General features: G+C 70.3%; 16 protein-coding genes. 3 read left to right on the forward strand and 13 right to left on the reverse strand.

Going from position 1 to position 17,890, the window contains the following annotated elements; translation table 11 throughout:
* Nucleotides 1-39: 39 nt before the first annotated feature.
* Nucleotides 40-729: a transcriptional repressor LexA gene (gene lexA / locus WG212_RS01930; RefSeq protein ID WP_293377409.1), complete on the forward strand. Its 690-nt coding sequence runs from the start codon at nucleotides 40-42 to the stop codon at nucleotides 727-729.
* Here the strand turns inward: lexA and WG212_RS01935 are convergent.
* Together WG212_RS01935 and WG212_RS01940 are read right to left on the reverse strand one after the other, a co-directional pair.
* Nucleotides 710-1,018: an ASCH domain-containing protein gene (locus WG212_RS01935; protein WP_337185374.1), complete on the reverse strand. Its 309-nt coding sequence runs from the start codon at nucleotides 1,016-1,018 to the stop codon at nucleotides 710-712. The two genes, lexA and WG212_RS01935, sit on opposite strands and share 20 nt — an antisense overlap.
* Nucleotides 1,018-3,177: a ComEC/Rec2 family competence protein gene (locus tag WG212_RS01940; protein ID WP_337185375.1), complete on the reverse strand. Its 2,160-nt coding sequence runs from the start codon at nucleotides 3,175-3,177 to the stop codon at nucleotides 1,018-1,020. The genes WG212_RS01935 and WG212_RS01940 overlap by 1 nt, the downstream gene beginning before the upstream one ends.
* A gap of 177 nt (nucleotides 3,178-3,354) precedes the next feature.
* On the opposite strand from WG212_RS01940, the gene gltX reads away from it, so the two are divergent.
* The gene (gene gltX / locus WG212_RS01945) at nucleotides 3,355-4,776 is read left to right on the forward strand and encodes a glutamate--tRNA ligase (protein WP_337185376.1); all 1,422 of its coding nucleotides are present in this window, start codon (nucleotides 3,355-3,357) and stop codon (nucleotides 4,774-4,776) included.
* A gap of 52 nt (nucleotides 4,777-4,828) precedes the next feature.
* Complete coding sequence (gene gltA / locus WG212_RS01950) at nucleotides 4,829-6,109, forward strand: citrate synthase (protein ID WP_337185377.1); 1,281 nt, start codon at nucleotides 4,829-4,831, stop codon at nucleotides 6,107-6,109.
* Nucleotides 6,110-6,359: 250 nt separating this feature from the next.
* On the opposite strand, the gene lpxB is transcribed toward gltA, so the two are convergent.
* The 11 genes from lpxB to uppS are packed head-to-tail and all read right to left on the reverse strand — an operon-like array spanning nucleotide 6,360 to nucleotide 17,870.
* The gene (lpxB, locus tag WG212_RS01955) at nucleotides 6,360-7,547 is read right to left on the reverse strand and encodes a lipid-A-disaccharide synthase (protein WP_337185378.1); all 1,188 of its coding nucleotides are present in this window, start codon (nucleotides 7,545-7,547) and stop codon (nucleotides 6,360-6,362) included.
* Nucleotides 7,544-8,401, reverse strand: a complete 858-nt coding sequence (gene lpxI, locus WG212_RS01960) for a UDP-2,3-diacylglucosamine diphosphatase LpxI (protein WP_337185379.1) — start codon at nucleotides 8,399-8,401, stop codon at nucleotides 7,544-7,546. Before lpxI ends, lpxB begins: the two co-directional genes overlap by 4 nt.
* A complete protein-coding gene (lpxA, locus tag WG212_RS01965) occupies nucleotides 8,401-9,198 on the reverse strand; it encodes an acyl-ACP--UDP-N-acetylglucosamine O-acyltransferase (protein WP_337185380.1) in 798 nt (265 codons plus the stop codon). The genes lpxI and lpxA overlap by 1 nt, the downstream gene beginning before the upstream one ends.
* Before the next feature lie 4 nt (nucleotides 9,199-9,202).
* Entirely contained in the window at nucleotides 9,203-9,673 is a 471-nt protein-coding gene (gene fabZ / locus WG212_RS01970; RefSeq protein WP_337185381.1) for a 3-hydroxyacyl-ACP dehydratase FabZ, read from the reverse strand.
* Nucleotides 9,670-10,686: a UDP-3-O-(3-hydroxymyristoyl)glucosamine N-acyltransferase gene (lpxD, locus tag WG212_RS01975; protein WP_337185382.1), complete on the reverse strand. Its 1,017-nt coding sequence runs from the start codon at nucleotides 10,684-10,686 to the stop codon at nucleotides 9,670-9,672. Before lpxD ends, fabZ begins: the two co-directional genes overlap by 4 nt.
* A gap of 40 nt (nucleotides 10,687-10,726) precedes the next feature.
* Nucleotides 10,727-11,365, reverse strand: coding sequence for an OmpH family outer membrane protein (locus tag WG212_RS01980; protein ID WP_337185383.1), 639 nt, complete (start codon nucleotides 11,363-11,365; stop codon nucleotides 10,727-10,729).
* Between the two features lie 7 nt (nucleotides 11,366-11,372).
* Nucleotides 11,373-13,826, reverse strand: coding sequence for an outer membrane protein assembly factor BamA (bamA, locus tag WG212_RS01985; RefSeq protein ID WP_337185384.1), 2,454 nt, complete (start codon nucleotides 13,824-13,826; stop codon nucleotides 11,373-11,375).
* 29 nt (nucleotides 13,827-13,855) lie between these two features.
* Nucleotides 13,856-15,073: an RIP metalloprotease RseP gene (gene rseP, locus WG212_RS01990; protein ID WP_337185385.1), complete on the reverse strand. Its 1,218-nt coding sequence runs from the start codon at nucleotides 15,071-15,073 to the stop codon at nucleotides 13,856-13,858.
* Nucleotides 15,074-15,089: 16 nt separating this feature from the next.
* A complete protein-coding gene (gene dxr, locus WG212_RS01995) occupies nucleotides 15,090-16,286 on the reverse strand; it encodes a 1-deoxy-D-xylulose-5-phosphate reductoisomerase (RefSeq protein WP_337185386.1) in 1,197 nt (398 codons plus the stop codon).
* Nucleotides 16,274-17,101, reverse strand: a complete 828-nt coding sequence (locus WG212_RS02000) for a phosphatidate cytidylyltransferase (protein WP_337185423.1) — start codon at nucleotides 17,099-17,101, stop codon at nucleotides 16,274-16,276. Before WG212_RS02000 ends, dxr begins: the two co-directional genes overlap by 13 nt.
* A complete protein-coding gene (gene uppS / locus WG212_RS02005; protein ID WP_337185387.1) occupies nucleotides 17,079-17,870 on the reverse strand; it encodes a polyprenyl diphosphate synthase in 792 nt (263 codons plus the stop codon). Before uppS ends, WG212_RS02000 begins: the two co-directional genes overlap by 23 nt.
* Between the last annotated feature and the right edge of the window lie 20 nt (nucleotides 17,871-17,890).

Raw genomic sequence — 17,890 nt, forward strand, 5'->3', positions numbered from 1 at the left:
ATCCACAGACGTTTGCGCTTTGTTCTTCGAGGTTCACAGATGCTCACCCGCAAACAACATGAGCTGCTCATGTTCATCCATGAGCGGATCAAAGAGACCGGGGTCTCGCCATCCTTCGACGAGATGAAGGAAGCGCTGGACCTCGCCTCGAAGTCCGGCATCCACCGTCTCATCACGGCGCTGGAAGAGCGCGGTTTCCTGCGCCGCCTGCCGCATCGGGCCCGTGCGCTCGAGGTGGTGAAGCTGCCGCAGCAGGCTACGGCGGCCGCCCCGCCCAAGGGCCGCGCGCCGTTCAAGCCACAGCTCGTCGAGGCCGGCGCGGCCATGCCCGCCGCCGCCAACGACAGCCGCGAGCTGCCCATCCTGGGCCGGATCGCGGCCGGTACGCCCATCGAGGCGATCCAGCAGGAACGCGACCGCATCCCCGTGCCCGAGACGATCCTGGGCGCCGGCGAGCATTTCGTGCTCGAGATCTCGGGCGACTCGATGATCAACGCCGGCATCCTGGACGGCGACTTCGTGGTGATCCGCCGTACCGACAGCGCCGTCTCGGGCGACATCGTCGTCGCCCTGGTGGACGGCGAGGAAGCCACCCTGAAGCGGTTGCGCAAGAAGGGCGCCTCCATCGCGCTGGAAGCCGCCAATCCGGCCTATGAGACCCGCATCTTCGGCCCCGACCGCGTGTCGGTGCAGGGCAAGCTGGTCGGCCTCATCCGCCGCTATCACTGAGCCCGTCGCCCGGCGCGCCGGGCCTGAAGACGAAGTCCACACGGAACACCCGCTCGCCACGTCCATGGCGGGCGGTTTCCATGAGGGCGGCGAGGCTCTCGAAGCCACCCTCGCGCGCGGTCGCCTCGGTGACGTCGGAAAGGTCGATCTCCTGGAGCCGCGTCACCTTGATGTGGCCGTCCGCCAGCGGGTAGCGGCCGCCCACGCGCACACGCGGCGTCAGCCAGAACCGGATGCTGCTGGTGATCTCGCCCGAGCGCACGCGGGACCGGAGGTTTCGGGCGAACATCACCGCGGATCGTATCCCCAGGTCCAGGGCCGCCGGCCCCGATACGCCTGCGCCCAGGCGGCGCGCCAGCCCTGGCCCGTCCGCCAGAGCTCCACCGAGCCGCCGGCCAGGAAGTCGCGCTCGGTCAGCACAAGGCGTGCGCCGCAGCTCTCGGGCCGGACGTCGTTGCGCAGGACCACGAGATCGGCGCCCGCGCACAGCTCCTCCAGCCGCCCCGCCTTCAGCGGCCGGCGCAGGTTCCAGGCCGCCGCCACCCGGACCGGGGCGTCCGCGCCCGGCGCACAGCTCCACTGGTCGCAGGTGAATCGCGCGTCCCGTTCCGCGTCGCTGACCAGCGGGGTCAGGCCGCGACGCCGGGCCCAGAGTTCGGCGCCGAAGAGCTTCACGTCCGGCCGCATCAGCACCGCCTCGCGGCCATCGCGCACCGCCACCGCGGCGCCGTCGGCGGCCACCCAGACGTCGGGCGGCGACGGGCGCGGCGCCCAGAGGATGGCTGTCGCGGCCAGCAGGCCCGTCCACCGGAGCGGACCCGCCCACAGGCAGACGAACAGCAGCCCCAGGAAGCTCACGGGCAGCACCCAGCCTGGGGCGCTCGGGATCACCGCCTGCGCCAGCGGCGCCGAGGCGGCGATCTCGGCGACCCGGTTCATCAGCGCGATGGACCAGCCCGCGACCTCGAGCGGCGCCTGTCCGAGCCCGAAGGGCGTCAGCGTCGCCCCCAGCGCCAGGCCGGGCATCATCAGGAAGGACGAAATCGGCGCCACCGCCAGGTTGGCGAACAGCCCCCAGGTGGCCACCCGGTTGAAATGCTGGATCGCGAACGGCCCGGTCGCCAGGCCGGCCACGAAGCTCACCGCCAGGCTGGCCGCGGTCCAGGTCGCCGCGGTCTGCGTCCAGCGGATCGGCCAGGGCACGTCGATCTCGCGCACAGGCCGCGGCCAGATCTCGGCCAGGGCCACCAGGGCGGCGGTGGCCGCGAACGACATCTGGAAGCCCGGACCCGTTATGGCCTCGGGTTGCAGGAGCAGGACCGCCATCGCCGCCAGCGCGAGGGCGTGAAGGCTGATCGCCTGCCGGTCGGCCAAGACGGCGAGGAACGCGACCGCGGCCGTGATGGCGGCGCGCTCCGCAGGCGGCGGCGCGCCCGAAAGGACCAGATAGCCGCCCACGGCGGCCAGCCCGACACAGGCGGCCACCTTCTTGCCGGGCGCCCTCAGCGCCAGCCACGGCCACGCGGCGACCAGGAGCCGGACCGCGGCGAAGACGAAGCCGCCGACGATGGCCATGTGCAACCCGCTGATCGAGACGATGTGGGCCAGGCCGGAATCGCGCAGGTTCTCGACCTGCTCGTGTGGGATGAAGGCTTCGTGCCCCGTCGTCATCGCCGCCGCCAGGCCGCCCGTCTCCGCTCCCAGGGCCGCGACGATCTTCTCGGTAAGACTCCAGCGGACCGCGTTGATCCGCATGGTGAGGCCCAGCCGCCAGGGCGCCGGCGCCTCGGCTTCGACGGCGACCGGCGGGCGCAGGGCCAACCCTACGGCGCCGACGCTCCTGAAGTAGGCGTCGCGCGCGAAGTCGTAGGCGCCCGGGCTCGCCGGCGGCGGTGGCGGGTTGAGGATCGCGAACAGGCGCACCGCCTCGCCCGGACGCGGCAGCGGGGTTCCCGGGCGCAGGGTCACCCGCATCCGGATGGGAGTCGTCCGCGCGGGCCAGTCGCCGATCCGGACCGGCGCCAGCAGCAGCCGCGGGCCGCCCTGCCCCGGCGAGGCGATGTCGACCACCCAGGCCTCGACCCACTGCGGTTGGCCGCCGGCCCGGGCCACCGGCGCCTTAACGGCCTCGGCCCGGAGCTTGGCTGTCGAGAAGCCGCCCACGAAACAGGCCCCCAGCACCAGGGCGATCGTGACCAGCCGCGCCGGGCTCCATCGGGTCGCCACGAGCAGTCCCAGGACGACCGGCAGCAGCGCCCACGCCACCCAGGCCTGGGGCTCGCGCAGAAGGGTGAAGTAGAGCGCGCACCCTCCGCCGAACGCGACGGGCGTCCAGAGCGTCCAGCGGTCGGCCTGGGCCCAGGCCTGCGCCCCCAGCCAGGCGCGCGCCGACGCCAGGGCGGGTTCCCGCCCGGCGCTATCCGCCGCCGCCGTTCCAAGCGCGTCCAAGAGGTCCCCCCCGAGCCCGGCCTCAACCTTGCCGCGAAGACCCCGCCGACGCCAAGCCCGACGCCGCAGAACGCAGTCTCCGCGTCGTCGGAGAATGCGGCGGCGGGCGCCCCGGCGTTTCCTTTTCGGGACGTCATGGTAAGAGGCCGGCCCGCCCGCGAAGACCAGACTTGAGCCATGTCCGCCCCTCTTGCAGCCCGCCCCGTCCGCACCCGGATCGCGCCCTCGCCCACCGGCATGATGCACATCGGCACCGCGCGCGTGGCCCTCTTCAACTGGCTCTATGCCCGCCACACCGGCGGCCAGTTCCTGTTGCGGATAGAAGACACCGACCGCGAGCGGTCCACCGACGCGGCCGTGCAGGTCATCTTCGACGGCTTGGCCTGGCTGGGCCTGGAGCCGGACGAGGCGCCCGTGTTCCAGTTCGCCCGCGCCGACCGCCACCGCGCCGTCGTGGACGAGATGCTGACCCGTGGCGCCGCCTACCGGGACTACATGACCCCGGACGAGCTGGAGGCCGAGCGCGAGGCCGCCCGGGCCGAGGGCCGCGTGATCCGCTCGCCCTGGCGCGACCTGTCGCCGAACGACGCGCCCGACCGGCCCTTCGTCGTGCGGCTGAAGGCGCCACAGGCGGGCGAGACCATCGTGCATGACCAGGTGAAGGGGCCGATCCGGTTCGAGAACCGGACGCTGGACGACCTGATCCTGCTGCGCACGGATGGCACGCCGACCTACAACCTGGCCGTCGTGGTCGACGACCACGACATGGGGATCACCCACGTGATCCGCGGCGACGACCACCTCAACAACGCCGCGCGTCAGACCCTGATCTACCAGGGTCTGGGATGGGAGGTTCCCGCCTGGGCGCACCTGCCGATGATCAACGGCCCTGACGGCAAGAAGCTCTCGAAACGACACGGCTCCCAGGCCGTGAGCGAGTTCGACGACATGGGCTATCTGCCCGAAGCCATGCGGAACTACCTGGCCAAGCTGGGCTGGGGGCACGGCGACGACGAGATCTTCTCGGACGCGCAGGCCATCGAGTGGTTCGACATCAAGGACGTGGTCAGCGCCCCGGCCCGCCTCGACTGGGACAAACTGAACCATCTCAACAACCACTACATCCGTCAGGCCGACCCGCTCCGCCTGGCCGGCCTGGTGGTCGCGATCCTCGAGAGCCGGGACGTCGCGCTTCGCCCGGGTGACGAGGCCCTGATCGCGCATGTCGTCCCGTTCGTGCGTGACGGGGCCAGGACCACGCTGGAACTGGCGGATGCGGTCGTCTTCGCCCTCAGGCCCCGCCCGCTGGAGCTGCCGGAAAAGACCCGCACGCAGTTGGCCGATCCCGAACTGGCCAGACGCATGGCGCGCCTGCGCACCGCCCTGGCCGGCGTGGAGGACTGGTCGGTTCCCCCTCTGGAGGCCGCGCTGCGGGCCTTCGGCGAGTCCGAAGGGGTAGGACTGGGCAAGTTCGGCCCGCTACTGCGCGCCATGCTCTCGGGCGGCGCGCCCGCGCCCGACCTGGCCGGAGCCATGACGGCGCTGGGCCGCGAGGAGAGTCTGGGCCGGATCGACGACGCGCTTTCTCTCGCTGCGTAAAGCGCTATAAGCGCAAACAATCGTTTTATCTCGCAACCGCGAAGGGGGTCCCATGGGCGATACGGCGAAGTTCGAGATCGACGGGAAGTCGGTCGACCTGCCGGTTCTGAGGGGCACGGACGGCCCGCCCGTTGTCGACATCCGCAAGCTGTACGGCGAGGCGGACGTCTTCACCTACGATCCGGGCTTCACGTCGACCGCTTCCTGCGAGAGCAAGATCACCTTCATCGACGGCGACAAGGGCGTGCTGCTGCATCGCGGCTACCCGATCGACGAACTGGCCGAACAGTCGAGCTTCCTGGAGGTCTGCTACCTCCTGCTGCACGGCGAGCTGCCCACGGCGCCCCAGTTCGCCGAGTTCGACAAGAACATCACGTACCACACGATGGTGCACGAGCAGTTCGACCGCTTCTTCCAGGGCTTCCGTCGCGACGCCCACCCGATGGCGATCATGTGCGGCGCCGTCGGCGCGATGTCGGCGTTCTATCACGACAGCACCGACATCGACGATCCGGAGCAGCGGATGATCTCCGCGCACCGCCTGATCGCCAAGATGCCGACGATCGCGGCGCGGGCGTTCAAGTATTCGCGCGGCCAGCCGTTCGTCTATCCGCGCAACGACCTCTCGTACGCCGAGAATTTCCTTCGCATGTGCTTCTCGGTGCCGGCCGAGGACTGGACGCCCAATCCGGTCCTGACCCGTGCCATGGACCGCATCTTCATCCTGCACGCCGACCACGAGCAGAATGCGTCCACCTCGACGGTCCGTCTCGCCGGTTCGTCGGGCGCCAATCCGTTCGCCTGCATCGCCGCGGGCATCGCCTCGCTGTGGGGGCCCAAGCACGGCGGCGCGAACGAAGAAGCGCTCAACATGCTGAAGGAGATCGGGACGGTCGAGAACATCCCCGAGTTCGTCCAGGGCGTGAAGAACCGCGAGCGCCTGCTGATGGGCTTCGGCCACCGGGTCTACAAGAACTACGATCCGCGCGCGACGGTCATGCAGACCACCTGCCACGAAGTTCTGGCCGCCGTGGGCCACCAGAATGACCCGCTGCTGAAGGTGGCGATGGAACTTGAGAAGATCGCCCTCAGCGACGAGTTCTTCATCCAGCGCAAGCTCTATCCGAACGTCGACTTCTACTCGGGCATCACGCTGCGCGCCCTGGGCTTCCCGCCCGAGATGTTCACGGTGCTGTTCGCCCTGGCCCGCACGGTCGGCTGGATCTCCCAGTGGAAGGAGATGATCGAGGACCCGTCCCAGAAGATCGGCCGGCCGCGCCAGATCTACACGGGCGCGCCGCTGCGCGGCTACACGGCGATCGACAAGCGCTAGGTCTCCAGGGTCGTCGGGTGAGCGCTGGCGCTCGCCCGACCGCCTCCCCATCACCGCCCCGTGTCATCAACAACGGGTGTGATCAAACACTCCGTGTCATCAAACAACGGCTGTCATCCCGGTTTCGGCGAAGCCGAAGACCGGGACCCATCCCAGGGCCGTGCGTCGATGCCGCAGGATGCGCATGACATCTGCGCCGCGCCCCTCCAGGGAGATCGACGCCTCGTTCGTTCGTGGGTCCCGGTCTTCGCTATGCGAAACCAGGATGACACCCTTTGCTTGTGACGAGCTCCAGCACCGCGTCCGCCGCCGCCTCGCCCGGATCGGGCCCGCCGCGGCCCATCTTCAGCAACGCCGCCGACTGCCGTTCGACCTGACGGCGACGCAGCTCGGCATCGTCCATCCTGAGGGTCGCCTCGCGCGCGAGCGCCGGGCCGTTGCAGTCGTCCTGGATCAGCTCCGGCGCGACGAAATCCTGGGCGGCGATGTTGAACAGCGTCACGTACTTCGTGCGGATGAGACGCTTCAGGATCGCGTGGGTCACGGGTCCCAGGCGATAGCCGACCACCACGGGGCAGCCGGCCAGCGCCAGTTCGGTGGTCACGGTGCCGGAACAGGCCAGGGCCACCGTCGCGGCCGTCATCGCGTCGCGCTTGGCGGCCTCGCCTTCCACCACATGGCATCCCTGCGGCCAGCCGGCCACCTGCGCCTTCACCGTTGCGGCGACCGTCGGCGCGGCCGGAACGACGACGTGCAGTCCGGGCCGCTCGGCCTTGAGGATGCGCACGGCGTCCTCGAAGGCCGGCAGCACGCGCTGGATTTCGGACGGGCGACTCCCCGGCGCCACGAGCAGGATCGGCTCATCAGGTCCCGCACCGACGCGTTCCCGCATCCGGGCCGGATCGGCGGCGCTGAAATCGAGGGCCAGAGTCGAATCGCCGACGAACACCGTCTCCAGGCCCTCGCGCTGGAAGGCCGGAGCGTCGAAGACGTGGATGGTGAGCAGAAGGTCGAAGGCCTCGGCGGTCGTCCTGGCCCGGCCAGGCCGCGAGGCCCAGACCTGCGGAGCCACATACTTCACCAGGGGCATGTCCGGCAGCCGTCGACGCAGCCGATGCGCCACGCGCAGGGTGAAGCCCCACGAGTCGATCAGGACGGCGATGTCGGGCCGCTCGCGCTCGGCCAGGGCCGCCGCCTCGTCGGCGCGCCGCACCACCCTGCGCCAGGCCATCAGGCCCTCCAGCAGGCCCAGGATCGACAGTTCGGAGATGTCGAAGGGACTCTCGACCCCCTCGGCCCGCATCCGCGCGCCGCCGACGCCGACCAGCCGCACGCCATCGCCCAGCCGCCCCTTCAGCGCCCGGGCCAGGTTCGCCCCGCGGTCGTCGCCCGAAGCCTCGGCGGCCACCAGCATGACCGTGAGCGGGCGGCCGCTCATGCGCCGCCTGGCCCGCCGGCGGACGTATCGACGCCCAGGATGAAGACGCCCAGTTCGTCGGCCCGCGCGATCACCGCATCCCGCTCCAGCACCAGCAGGCGGCCGGTTTCTCCCGCGATACCGGCCAGGCCGGCCCGCGCAACGCCCTCCACCGTGGCGACGCCGATGGTGGGCAGATCGACCCGCGTCTCCTGGATCGGTTTGGGCGCCTTGGCCAGCACACCCACGCCGGCGCCCGCCACGCCGCGCAGATGGGGCGGCAAGTTCGCCACGCGGGCCAGCATGGCGTCCGTGCCCTCCTGGGCCTCCACCGCCAGCACCAGGCCGCGGGCGACGACCGCCGCCTGACCGATGTCCAGCCGGCCGATCGCCCGTGCGGTGTCCAGGGCGCGCAGGGCGTCCGCCGTCGTCGCCTCGTCCGCCGGACGAAGTCGTCCCAGCGCGCCGCAGGGCAACGAGAGGTCCGCCATCACCTCGTGCGCGCCCTCCACCCGGAACCCCTCGCGTTCGAACTCGCCCACGAGCAGCCGCAGGAGCGCGTCGTCGCCCGCCCTGGCCGCCGCGACGGCGCGGGGGAGCACCGCCAGGCCGCGCAGGTCCGGGACCAGGCTCGCGAAGTCGGGGCGCGCCACGTTGCCGGCCAGGCAGACGGCGCGGCAGTCGGCCGCCTTCAGCGCCTTCATGCACCTGCCCAGTTCGGCCAGGCCCACGTCCGCGCCCGGATAGCCGGCGAGATCCTCGCCCGCGAACCCCTTCAGGCGCACGACGAAGATCGGGCGGCCTGAGCGCCGGCAGTGTTCGGCGATCTCCACCGGCAGCCCCCCGCCCCCGGCGATGAGGCCCAGCCGGTCCATCACACCTCGCGTTCGGGCAGGCAGAGCGGGCGGCTGGCGTCGGCGCGGATGAAGTCGATGATCTCCATCACCTCCGGCGAGCCGGCGTAGGTCTCGGCGGTGTCTTCCAGCCGCTCCTGGAAGGTGCCCTCGTTGGCGAACAGCAGGCGATAGGCGGCGCGCAAGGTGTTGATCGTGTCGCGATCGAACCCCCGGCGCTTCAGGCCCACCAGGTTCAGGCCCTCGAGGTGTGCGTGATTGCCCCAGACCGAGCCGTAGGGGATGACGTCCTTCACCACGGCGGCGAGGCCGCCGATCATCGCGTGGCGCCCGACCCGGCTGAATTGATGCACGGCCGCGAGGCCGCCGACGATGACATAGTCTCCGATCTGGCAATGCCCGCCCAAGGTCGCCTGCTTCGTCAGGATCACGTGATCGCCGACCTGGCAGTCGTGCCCCACGTGGGACTCGATCATGTAGAAGCCGTTGGACCCCACGCGTGTGACCCCGCCGCCGTTCGGCGTGCCCAGGTTCATGGTGGCGTGCTCGCGGATGACGTTGTCGTCACCGATCTCCAGCGCCGTGTCCTCCCCGCGATACGCCGTATGCTGGGGCGGCCCGCCCAGGACCGCGAAGGCCCCTATGGTGTTGCCCGCGCCGATCGTGGTGCGCCCCTCGACCACGACGTGGGAGGTGAGTTGCGTGCCGGCGCCGATGCGAACCTGGGGACCGATGACGCAGAACGGACCTATGCTGGCGCCGTCCGCCAGCACGGCGCCATCCCCGACGATGGCGGTGGGATGAACGTTTGCGGCCAACGGATCAGGTCTCCACCACCATGGCGGCGAACTCGCACTCGGCGGCGACCTTGTCGCCGACGAGGGCCTGGCCCGCGAACTTGAAGACATCGCCGCGATGGCGGACCACGCGGACCGGCATCCGGATCACGTCGCCCGGCCGCACCGGGGCGCGGAACCGGCAGTTGTCGGCGCTCATGAAGAAGATGGCCTTCCCGGCGGTGTCCACCTCGAGCGACTTCGACATCAGGACGGCGCCGGTCTGCGCCATCGCCTCGATCAGGAGCACGCCGGGCATGACGGGATAGTCCGGGAAATGGCCCTGGAAGAAAGGCTCGTTCACCGTCACGCACTTGATGCCGACGATGGATTCCGACGGCTTGTACTCTTCGCACCGGTCCACCAGCAGCATCGGAAAGCGGTGCGGGATTCGCTGCAGGACCTCGGTGATGTCGATATCCGTGGGGCTGACCCCTGTCGGCGCCTTGCGTGTCATGCGTTCTGCCCCCCTCGGCGGTTCGCCATGCGGGCGAGCCACGCCGTCTCCTTCAACCAGTGCCGGATCGGCCGCGCCGGCATGCCGCCCCAGGTCTCGCCCGCCGGAATGTCCTTCATGACGCCCGCGGCGGCCCCCACGCGGGCGCCCGCGCCGATGGTCACATGGTCGGCGACCCCGGCCCGCCCGCCGAACTGGGCCCCGTCTCCGATGGCGACGCTGCCGGAGATGCCCGTGTGCGCGGCCATGACGCAGTTCCGCCCGACGCGGACGTTGTGGGCGATCTGCACCAGGTTGTCGATCTTGGTGTTCTCGCCGATCACGGTGTCGTCGTAGGCGCCCCGGTCCACCGTCGTATTGGCGCCGATCGACACCCCGTCCTGGATGATCACCCGGCCGAGCTGGGGGATGTCGATCAATCCCTTCGGTCCGGCCGTCGCCCCGAATCCGGGCTCGCCGATGCGCGCGCCCGCGAGGATCCGCACCCGATCGCCCACCAGGGCGAAGCCGATGGTGGCGCCGGGGCCGATGTCGCAGTCGCGGCCGATGGCGACCCCCGGGCCGATCACCGCATTGGCGCCGATGCGGGTGTCGCGGCCGATCTGCGCCGCCGGCCCCACGACCGCGCCGGGGCCCAGGACCACGCCGGCTTCGAGTCGGGCGTCGGCGGCGACGCGCTCCCCTCCGCCTTCGCGCGGACGGTGCAGCCGCTGGGCGGCCAGCGCATAGGCCGCGTGCGGGTTGGCGACCGACAGCACGACACAACCCTCGGGCGCCAGCGCCTCCGACCCTGTCGGCAGGAAGCAAGCGCCCGCCCCCGCACCGGCCAGGGCGGAGGCATATTTGCGATCGGCCAGGAAGGTGATGCTGTCGGAGCCGGCATGAGCCAGCACGGCGACACGGCTCACCCGTCGCCCCGCAGCCTCGGGGCCCAGCGGAGCGGCGCCGGTCAGCCCGGCCAGCTCGCCGAGCGTGACCGGGCCCAGGTCTTCGAAGAAGCGCGGATCGGGCATGACCTGTCTTCTAGGCGGACTCGCCCCGCGCGTCGCCCCGTCAGCGCGGCGCGGCGGCGCCGACCGGGTTGCCCTGCTGATCGAGGCGTTCACGATCGAACGTGAACTGGGTGATCTTGGCGTTCAGCGCCGTGACCACCTGGGGCGTGATGTCCGCCGCCGGATTGGCCAGGATGATCGAGTTGCGGTTCACGAGCACCGAACAACCCTTGGCCTGGTAGGCCTGACGGATCAGGGGCTCCATCTCTTCGCCGACGCGGCCGAACGCCTTCTGCTCGGTCACCTGCAGCTCGCGCTCGCGCTGCTGGGCCTTGCGCTGCAGCGCGTTGGCCTTGACCTGGAGGGCGGACGCCCGCTGCTCCAGCGTGTTCTGGTCCAGGGTGGCGCGCTGGCTCTCGAGGGTCTTGCCCTCGTTCTCGATGGCCGTGCGCTCGCCGTTCAGCTCCGCGTTGACCTGGCCGACCAGTTGCTGGAGCCGGGTCTGGACGAACTTGCCCACCGCCGAGCCTCCGATCGCGGCCTCGACCGAGACCACGCAGAGGCCGGGCGCAACGGCGCCGTGGGTCACCTGGGGGGCTGTGGTCGTGGCCGGCGGCGGAACCTGGGCGAAGGCGGGAGCCGCGCCGCTGAGCGCGACGGCTGCGGCGCAGCCGGCCGCGGCGAGGGTCTTGAGGGTCATGCTTTTCCTAGAACCTGGTTGAAGTGGAGAACCGGAACGTTTCGGTCTTGTCGTAGTCTTCCTTGGCCAAAACGCGGCTGAAATCGAAGCGGATGGGCCCCATCGGCGAGCGCCAGAAGATGCTGACGCCAGCCGATGCACGAAGCGAAAGGTCGTCGCGGATGCAGGGATTGCGCGTGCCCACGACGGCCGGCGTCGTGATCGTCTGGGTCGGATCGTTCGGATCGAGCACGGTGCAGCCCGCATCGCCTGCGCGGAACAGCAGGTCGCGCTTGTCCAGCTTGCCCAGCGTGCCGAAGTCCGAGAACAGCGCCGCCTTGATCCCGTACTGCTCGGGCAGGAAGGTCGGGACGGTGAGTTCCACCGTGCTGATCGCATAGGCCTTGCCGCCCAGGGCGTCGGTGCGCTGGAGGCCGACGTCACGGGGACCGATGCCCGCGGTCTCGAAGCCACGGAACGTCAGGCCGCCCTTGTAGTAGCGGTCGTTGATCCGCACGGGATCGCCGCCCCATCCGGTCACGTAGCCGGCCGACCCGGTGATCGAGAAGATGAAGTCCTTGGTGAAGCCGTAGAACCAGGCCGCCTCGATGTCGGTGCGGATGAAGTTCACGTCGCCGCCCAGGCCCGCCACGTCCTGGTTGAAGTCGACGTAGAAGCCCCGGGTCGGGTTCAGGAAGTCGTTCCGGCGATCCAGGCGCGCGCCGTAGCCCACCAGCGACGTCAGGAAGGTGCCCACCTGATCGCACAGCACGGCCGAATAGACCGGCGGATTCACCGACCCGTCCTCGTTCGTGGTGGCCGTGCAGAAGAAGTCGTCGATCTTGATCTCGTCCTGGCGCAGCGTGTAGCGGATCGCGCCCCGGCTATCGATGCTCAGCGGGAAGTTCGCCCGGAAGGTCGTGCCGTAGGTGGTGGTCTCGTAGGCCGAGAACTCGGACAGGTCGTACCGGTAGCCGTAGAGGTCGATCCCCGCGGCCACGTCGCGGCCCAGGAAGCGCGGCTCGGTGAACGAGAAGTCCAGTTGCTGGCGCAGCGAGCCCACCGAGATCCGCGCGCGGACGTCCTGGCCCCGGCCGCGGAAGTTGCGCTGGGTCACGCCCAGGTCCAGCACGAGCTGGTCGACCGAGGAATAGCCCGCGCTGAACGACAGCTCGCCCGTGGGCTGCTCCTCGACCCGAACCTGGAGCGCGGTGCGGTCCGGGGCCGAGCCCTGGACCTCCTCGATCTCGACTTCCTTGAAGTAGCCGAGCGCGCGGATCTGGCGTTTCGAGCGATCGACCAGCGCGCGGTTGTAGGCGTCGCCCTCCACCACGCTCATCTCGCGGCGGATGACGTAGTCCAGGGTCTGGGTGTTGCCCACGATGTCGATGCGGTCGACGTAGACCCGCGGCCCCTCGGCGACCTGGAAGGTCACGTCCACGACGCCCTTTTCGCGATCGGGGGTATAGCGGGGCCGGACGTCCACGAAGGCGAAGCCGGCAGCGCCGGCGGCGAAGGTGAGCGCGTCGGTCGCCTGCTCGATCGCCTCGTCCTGATAGCCCTGGCCGGACCGGATCGGGATCAGGGCTTCCAGCACCCGCTTGTCCAGCTTCTGAAGCTCGGTCTGCACCTCGACCTTGCCGAACCGGTACCGGGGGCCTTCGTCGACGGTGTAGGTCACCACGAAGCCGTTCCGGTCGGGCGACAGCTCGGCCACCGCCGACGAGACGCGGAAGTCGTAGTAGCCGCGATTGCGGTAGTGCTTCCGGAGCTGCTCCTTGTCGTACTCCATGCGGTCGGGGTCGTAGTTCGCCTGGGACGAGGAGAAGAACTTGTACCAGCGGCTTTCCTCGGTCACGACGACGTCGCGCAGGTCGTTGTCCGAGAACGCCCGGTTGCCCAGGAAGTTGACCGAGAGGATGCCGCTCTTCGGCCCCTCGTCGATCTTGAAGATCAGGTCCACCCGCTTCTGCGGCAGCTCGATGATCTGGGGCGTGACGGTGGCCGAGATCCGGCCCGAGCGCCGGTAGAGCTCCACGATCCGCTGAACGTCGCCCTGCGCCTTGGCGCGGGTGAAGATGCCCCGCGGCCGCACCGTGACCTCGTCGCGGAGCTTGTCCTCCTTGAGGCCCGAGTTCCCCTCGAAGATGACGCGGTTGATGATCGGGTTCTCGACCACGGTGACCACGAGGTCGCCGTTCTGGAAGTCGATCGAGACGTCCGAGAACAGATCGGTGCGGAAGAGCGCCTTCAGCGCCAGGTCGATCCGCTGGGCGTCCACCGCTTCGCCCGCCGCCACCGGCAGGTACGAAATAACCGTCGTGGCCTCGATCCGTTCGTTGCCCTGGACGAGGATGCGCTGGATGACCCCACCCTGCTCCTGCTGGGCCACGGCGACGCCGGGCGCGACGAGCGCGGTCGTGCCGAAAAGCAGGGCAAGGCCGGAGGCGAGCGCGGCGCTGGAGGCGCGGGTTCTGAGCATCGAATCAGCCGTTTGAGGGACGAGCGGGCCTAGGAGAATAGGCCGCCGAACAGATTGAACACACGCAGGCGCTGCAAATCGTTCCAGGTGGCGAACAACATCAAACCGAGAACGAGCGCAAGGCCTACGCGGTACCCTGCCGCTTGAACCTTGGCGGCAAGAGGGCGCCGGGCGACCGCCTCGTAGGCGTAGAACATCAGGTGGCCGCCATCCAGCACCGGCACGGGCAACAGGTTCATGAAGCCGATGCTCACCGAGATCAGGGCGGCGAGCTGGAGCAGGTTGACGCCGGAGCGGAGCAGCATGTCACCGAGCCCGTCCGAACCCTCTGCGCCGAGAGCCGCGACCTTGCCCGTCACGGTGGCGATGCCCAGCGGCCCTCTCAGTTCGTCGGCGTGGACCTGTCCGGTGATCATCCGGCCGAGGTAGTAGATCGTGGTCTGCAGCGTCCGCCACGTACGGTCGGTTCCGCGCACCACGGCCTCGATGGGGCCGTAGTGGACCTGGACGAAATCATCCCGGCCCTGAGCCGGCCGGATGCCCAGGGTTCCGATGCGCTGGCGACCGGCGACCGGATCGTCTGTCGTGCGCCACGCCGGCGTCGCGTTCAGCGTCACCCGCTGGCCGCCACGGTCGACGACGAATTCCGTGGGCACGTTCGCCCGCACGGTGACGACCTCGCGGATGTCGTCGAATCGGGTGACGGGCCGACCCGCCGCCTGGACGATCAGGTCGCCCGGCCGGAAGCCCGCCGCCGCCGCGGGAGTATCGGGCTCGACTACCGCGATCCGCGCCGGAAGGACCCATTCGCCGAACGACATCAGCAGGGCGGCGAAGATCGCGATGGCCAACAGGAAGTTCGCGATCGGCCCCGCTGCGACGATCGTCGCCCGCTGCCAGATCGGCTTGAAGTGGAAGTAGCGGGCGATCTCCGGCCCCCGGCCCTGGGCGACCAGTTCGCGGCGCATGTCCGCCAGATCCTCGGCGTCGGGGATGCTGGCGGCGTTCTCGTCGCCCGCGAATCGGACGTAACCGCCGATCGGCAGCCAGCCCAGGCGCCACTCGACGCCGCCCTTGTCCTTCCAGGACGCGATGGCGCGGCCGAAGCCGATGGAGAACCGGTCGATCTTGGTCCCCAGCGCCTTGGCCGCCAGGAAGTGGCCCAGCTCGTGGACCGTCACCACCACGCCCAGCACCAGCAGGAACGGGATCACGTAGAGCAGCGCGGTCTGGAGGAACGGGATCATGGGCGCGTCTACTCCATCAGGCGGCGCAGAGGCCGCTCACGACCGCGTCGGCGACCCGCCGGGCCGCCGCGTCGGTGCCGCGGGCGCGTTCGACGGCGTCCCCGTCCCGGCTGGAAAGTTCCGAGGAACGATCCATCCGCTCCAGCGTCTCGGCCACCACCCGGGGGATATCGAGGAAGCCGATACGCCGGTCAAGGAACGCCGCGACGGCGCGCTCGTTGGCCGCATTCATCGCCGCCGGGGCTTCCCCGCCCGTCACCAGGGCCTGCTTGGCGATGGCCAGGGCCGGAAAGCGGCTGGAATCCGGATGCTGGAAGGTCAGCGGGCCGGCCGTCACCAGGTCCAGCTTGGGCGCCGGCCAGGGCAACCGGTCGGGCCAGGCGAAGGCGCAGGCGATCGGCGGGCGCATGTCGGGGGGGCCGAGCTGGGCCAGGGTCGAGCCATCGGCGTATTCGACGAGGCTGTGGATGATCTGCTGGGGATGGACCAGGACTTCGATCCGCTCGGGCGGCATGGAGAACAGGTAGGCGGCCTCGATGACCTCCAGGCCCTTGTTCATCATGGTCGCGGAATCGATCGAAATCTTGGCGCCCATCGAGAAGTTGGGATGCGCCAGGGCGCGTTCGGGCGTGGCGGCGGCCATCTCGCCGGAGGTCGCGTCGCGGAACGGCCCGCCCGACGAGGTGAGGATGAGGCGCGAGACCGAATCGGCGATCGCCGGGTCCAGCACCTGGAAGATGGCCGAATGCTCGGAATCCACCGGCACCACGGCCCCGCCCGCCAGCTTCGCCGTGCGGAGCAGCGAGGGGCCCGCGCAGACGAGGCTCTCCTTGTTGGCCAGCGCGATCACCGCCCCGGCCCGCGCCGCGGCCAGGGTGGGCGCCAGCCCGGCGAATCCCACGATGGCCGACATCACCCACTGGGCGTCGGCCGCCGCGGCGTCGCTGACCGCGCCCGCGCCCGCTGCGGTCTCGATCCCCGAGCCCCTCAGGCGTTCACGCAGTTCCGGTAGGCCGGCCTCGTCCTCCAGCACCGCCAGCGCCGGGCGCCAGCGCAGCGCCTGCTCGGCCAGGCGGGCGACATTGCGGCCGGCCGTCAGGGCGACGACGTCGATCTCGACATCGGCCTGTTCGAAGAGATCCAGGGTCGAGACGCCGATCGAGCCCGTCGAGCCCAGGACGCTGACCTTCCGCGGCAGGTTCAATGTCCCCATCCCCAATGGTTGGCGAGCCGGAGCGCCGCCATCACGACCACAGCAAACATCAGGCCGTCCACCCGGTCGAGCAGGCCCCCATGTCCGGGAATGAGGTCTCCGGAATCCTTCACCCCGAATCGTCGCTTCAGCGCCGATTCCCAGAGGTCGCCCGCCATGGTCGCGAGGCCCACGGCCAGCCCGATGCCGGCCGCCGCCCAGACGTTGAGCTCGAACGCCGACTGCGTGGCCATGAGCGCGCCGACGCCCGTCGCCGCCGCCAGGCCCCCGACGAAGCCGGACCAGGTCTTGTTGGGTGAAAAGCGCGGCCAGAGCTTGGGGCCCTTGAGCGTGCTGCCCACGGCGAAGGCGCCGATGTCGGCCGCCCAGGTGGCGGCGAACAGCATCAGCGTCCACCAGTGGCCCTGGTTCGTGGAGCGAAGCCAGACCAGGCAAAGCGCCGCGGGCGCGATGTAGAGCACGCCATAGGCGGCGTCCGCCGGCCGCTCGGCCACCCCCCGGGCGATCACCGCGGCTCCGGCCGCCGTGACCAGGATCGCGCCCCACGCCCAGATGAAGTCACCCCGATAACCGACGAAAACAGCTATGAGAACGGCGGCGGCGACAGCCGCGGCGACCCGCGTCGGCGCGACCGGGGCGCTCATGCCGCCCCACTCGATGGCCAGCAGCGCCACGCCCACGGCGATCAGCACCAGATACGGCCAGCCGCCGAACCACGCCGCCGCGATCGCCGCCGGGACCAGGACCACGGCCGACGCCACGCGCAAGCCGAGGTTGGACCAGTCGAACCGCTTAGCCGGCGGCGAGGACGTCATCGGCAACGATTGCGCCATAGCGCCGGTCCCGGGCCGCGAATTCGGCCAATGCGGCCCTCAGGTGCTCTTCGCCATAGTCCGGCCAGAGGACGTCCTGGAACACCAACTCGGCGTACGCCGCCTCCCACAGGAGGAAGTTCGACAGCCGCTGCTCGCCGGACGGCCGCACGATCACATCGGGCGGCGGCGCGCCGGAGGACGAGAGCAGGCCGCCGAAGCGCGCTTCGTCCAGGTCCCCGGGACGAGCCGTCCCGGCCGCCACCTGTTCGGCGAACCGGCGGGCGGCGTCGACGATGTCGGCCTGCCCGCCATAATTGAAGGCGATGTTCAGGTGGAAGGCGTCGTTGCCGGCGGTGCGGGCCTGGGCCTCGTCCAGAAGCCGGATCAGTTCCTTCGACAGGCCTTCCCGGCGGCCCAGCGCACGCACACGAACCCCTTCCCGCTCCAGCCGCGCCAGGTCGGTCTCGAAATACCGCTTGGGAAGCGCCATCAGTTCGGCCACCTCGGCCGCCGGCCGGCTCCAGTTCTCGGTCGAAAAGCCGAAGACGGTGAGCCAGCCGATCCCCAGCTTCGGGGCGGCCGACACCGTGCGGCGCAGCGCCTCGACGCCGGCGCGATGTCCCAGAGACCGCGGCAGGCCCCGCTGCTTCGCCCAGCGCCCGTTCCCGTCCATCACCACCGCGACGTGCAGCGGCCGAACGCCCTCGCCTTCGCTCCCGGGCGGGTGGCCGGGGGTGTCCCCGAACGGCGGCGTGTGGGCGGAGGCCATGAGGCGCGTGCGATCCTGTC

This window comes from Phenylobacterium sp. (assembly GCF_037189685.1).
Taxonomy (GTDB): Bacteria; Pseudomonadota; Alphaproteobacteria; order Caulobacterales; family Caulobacteraceae; genus Phenylobacterium.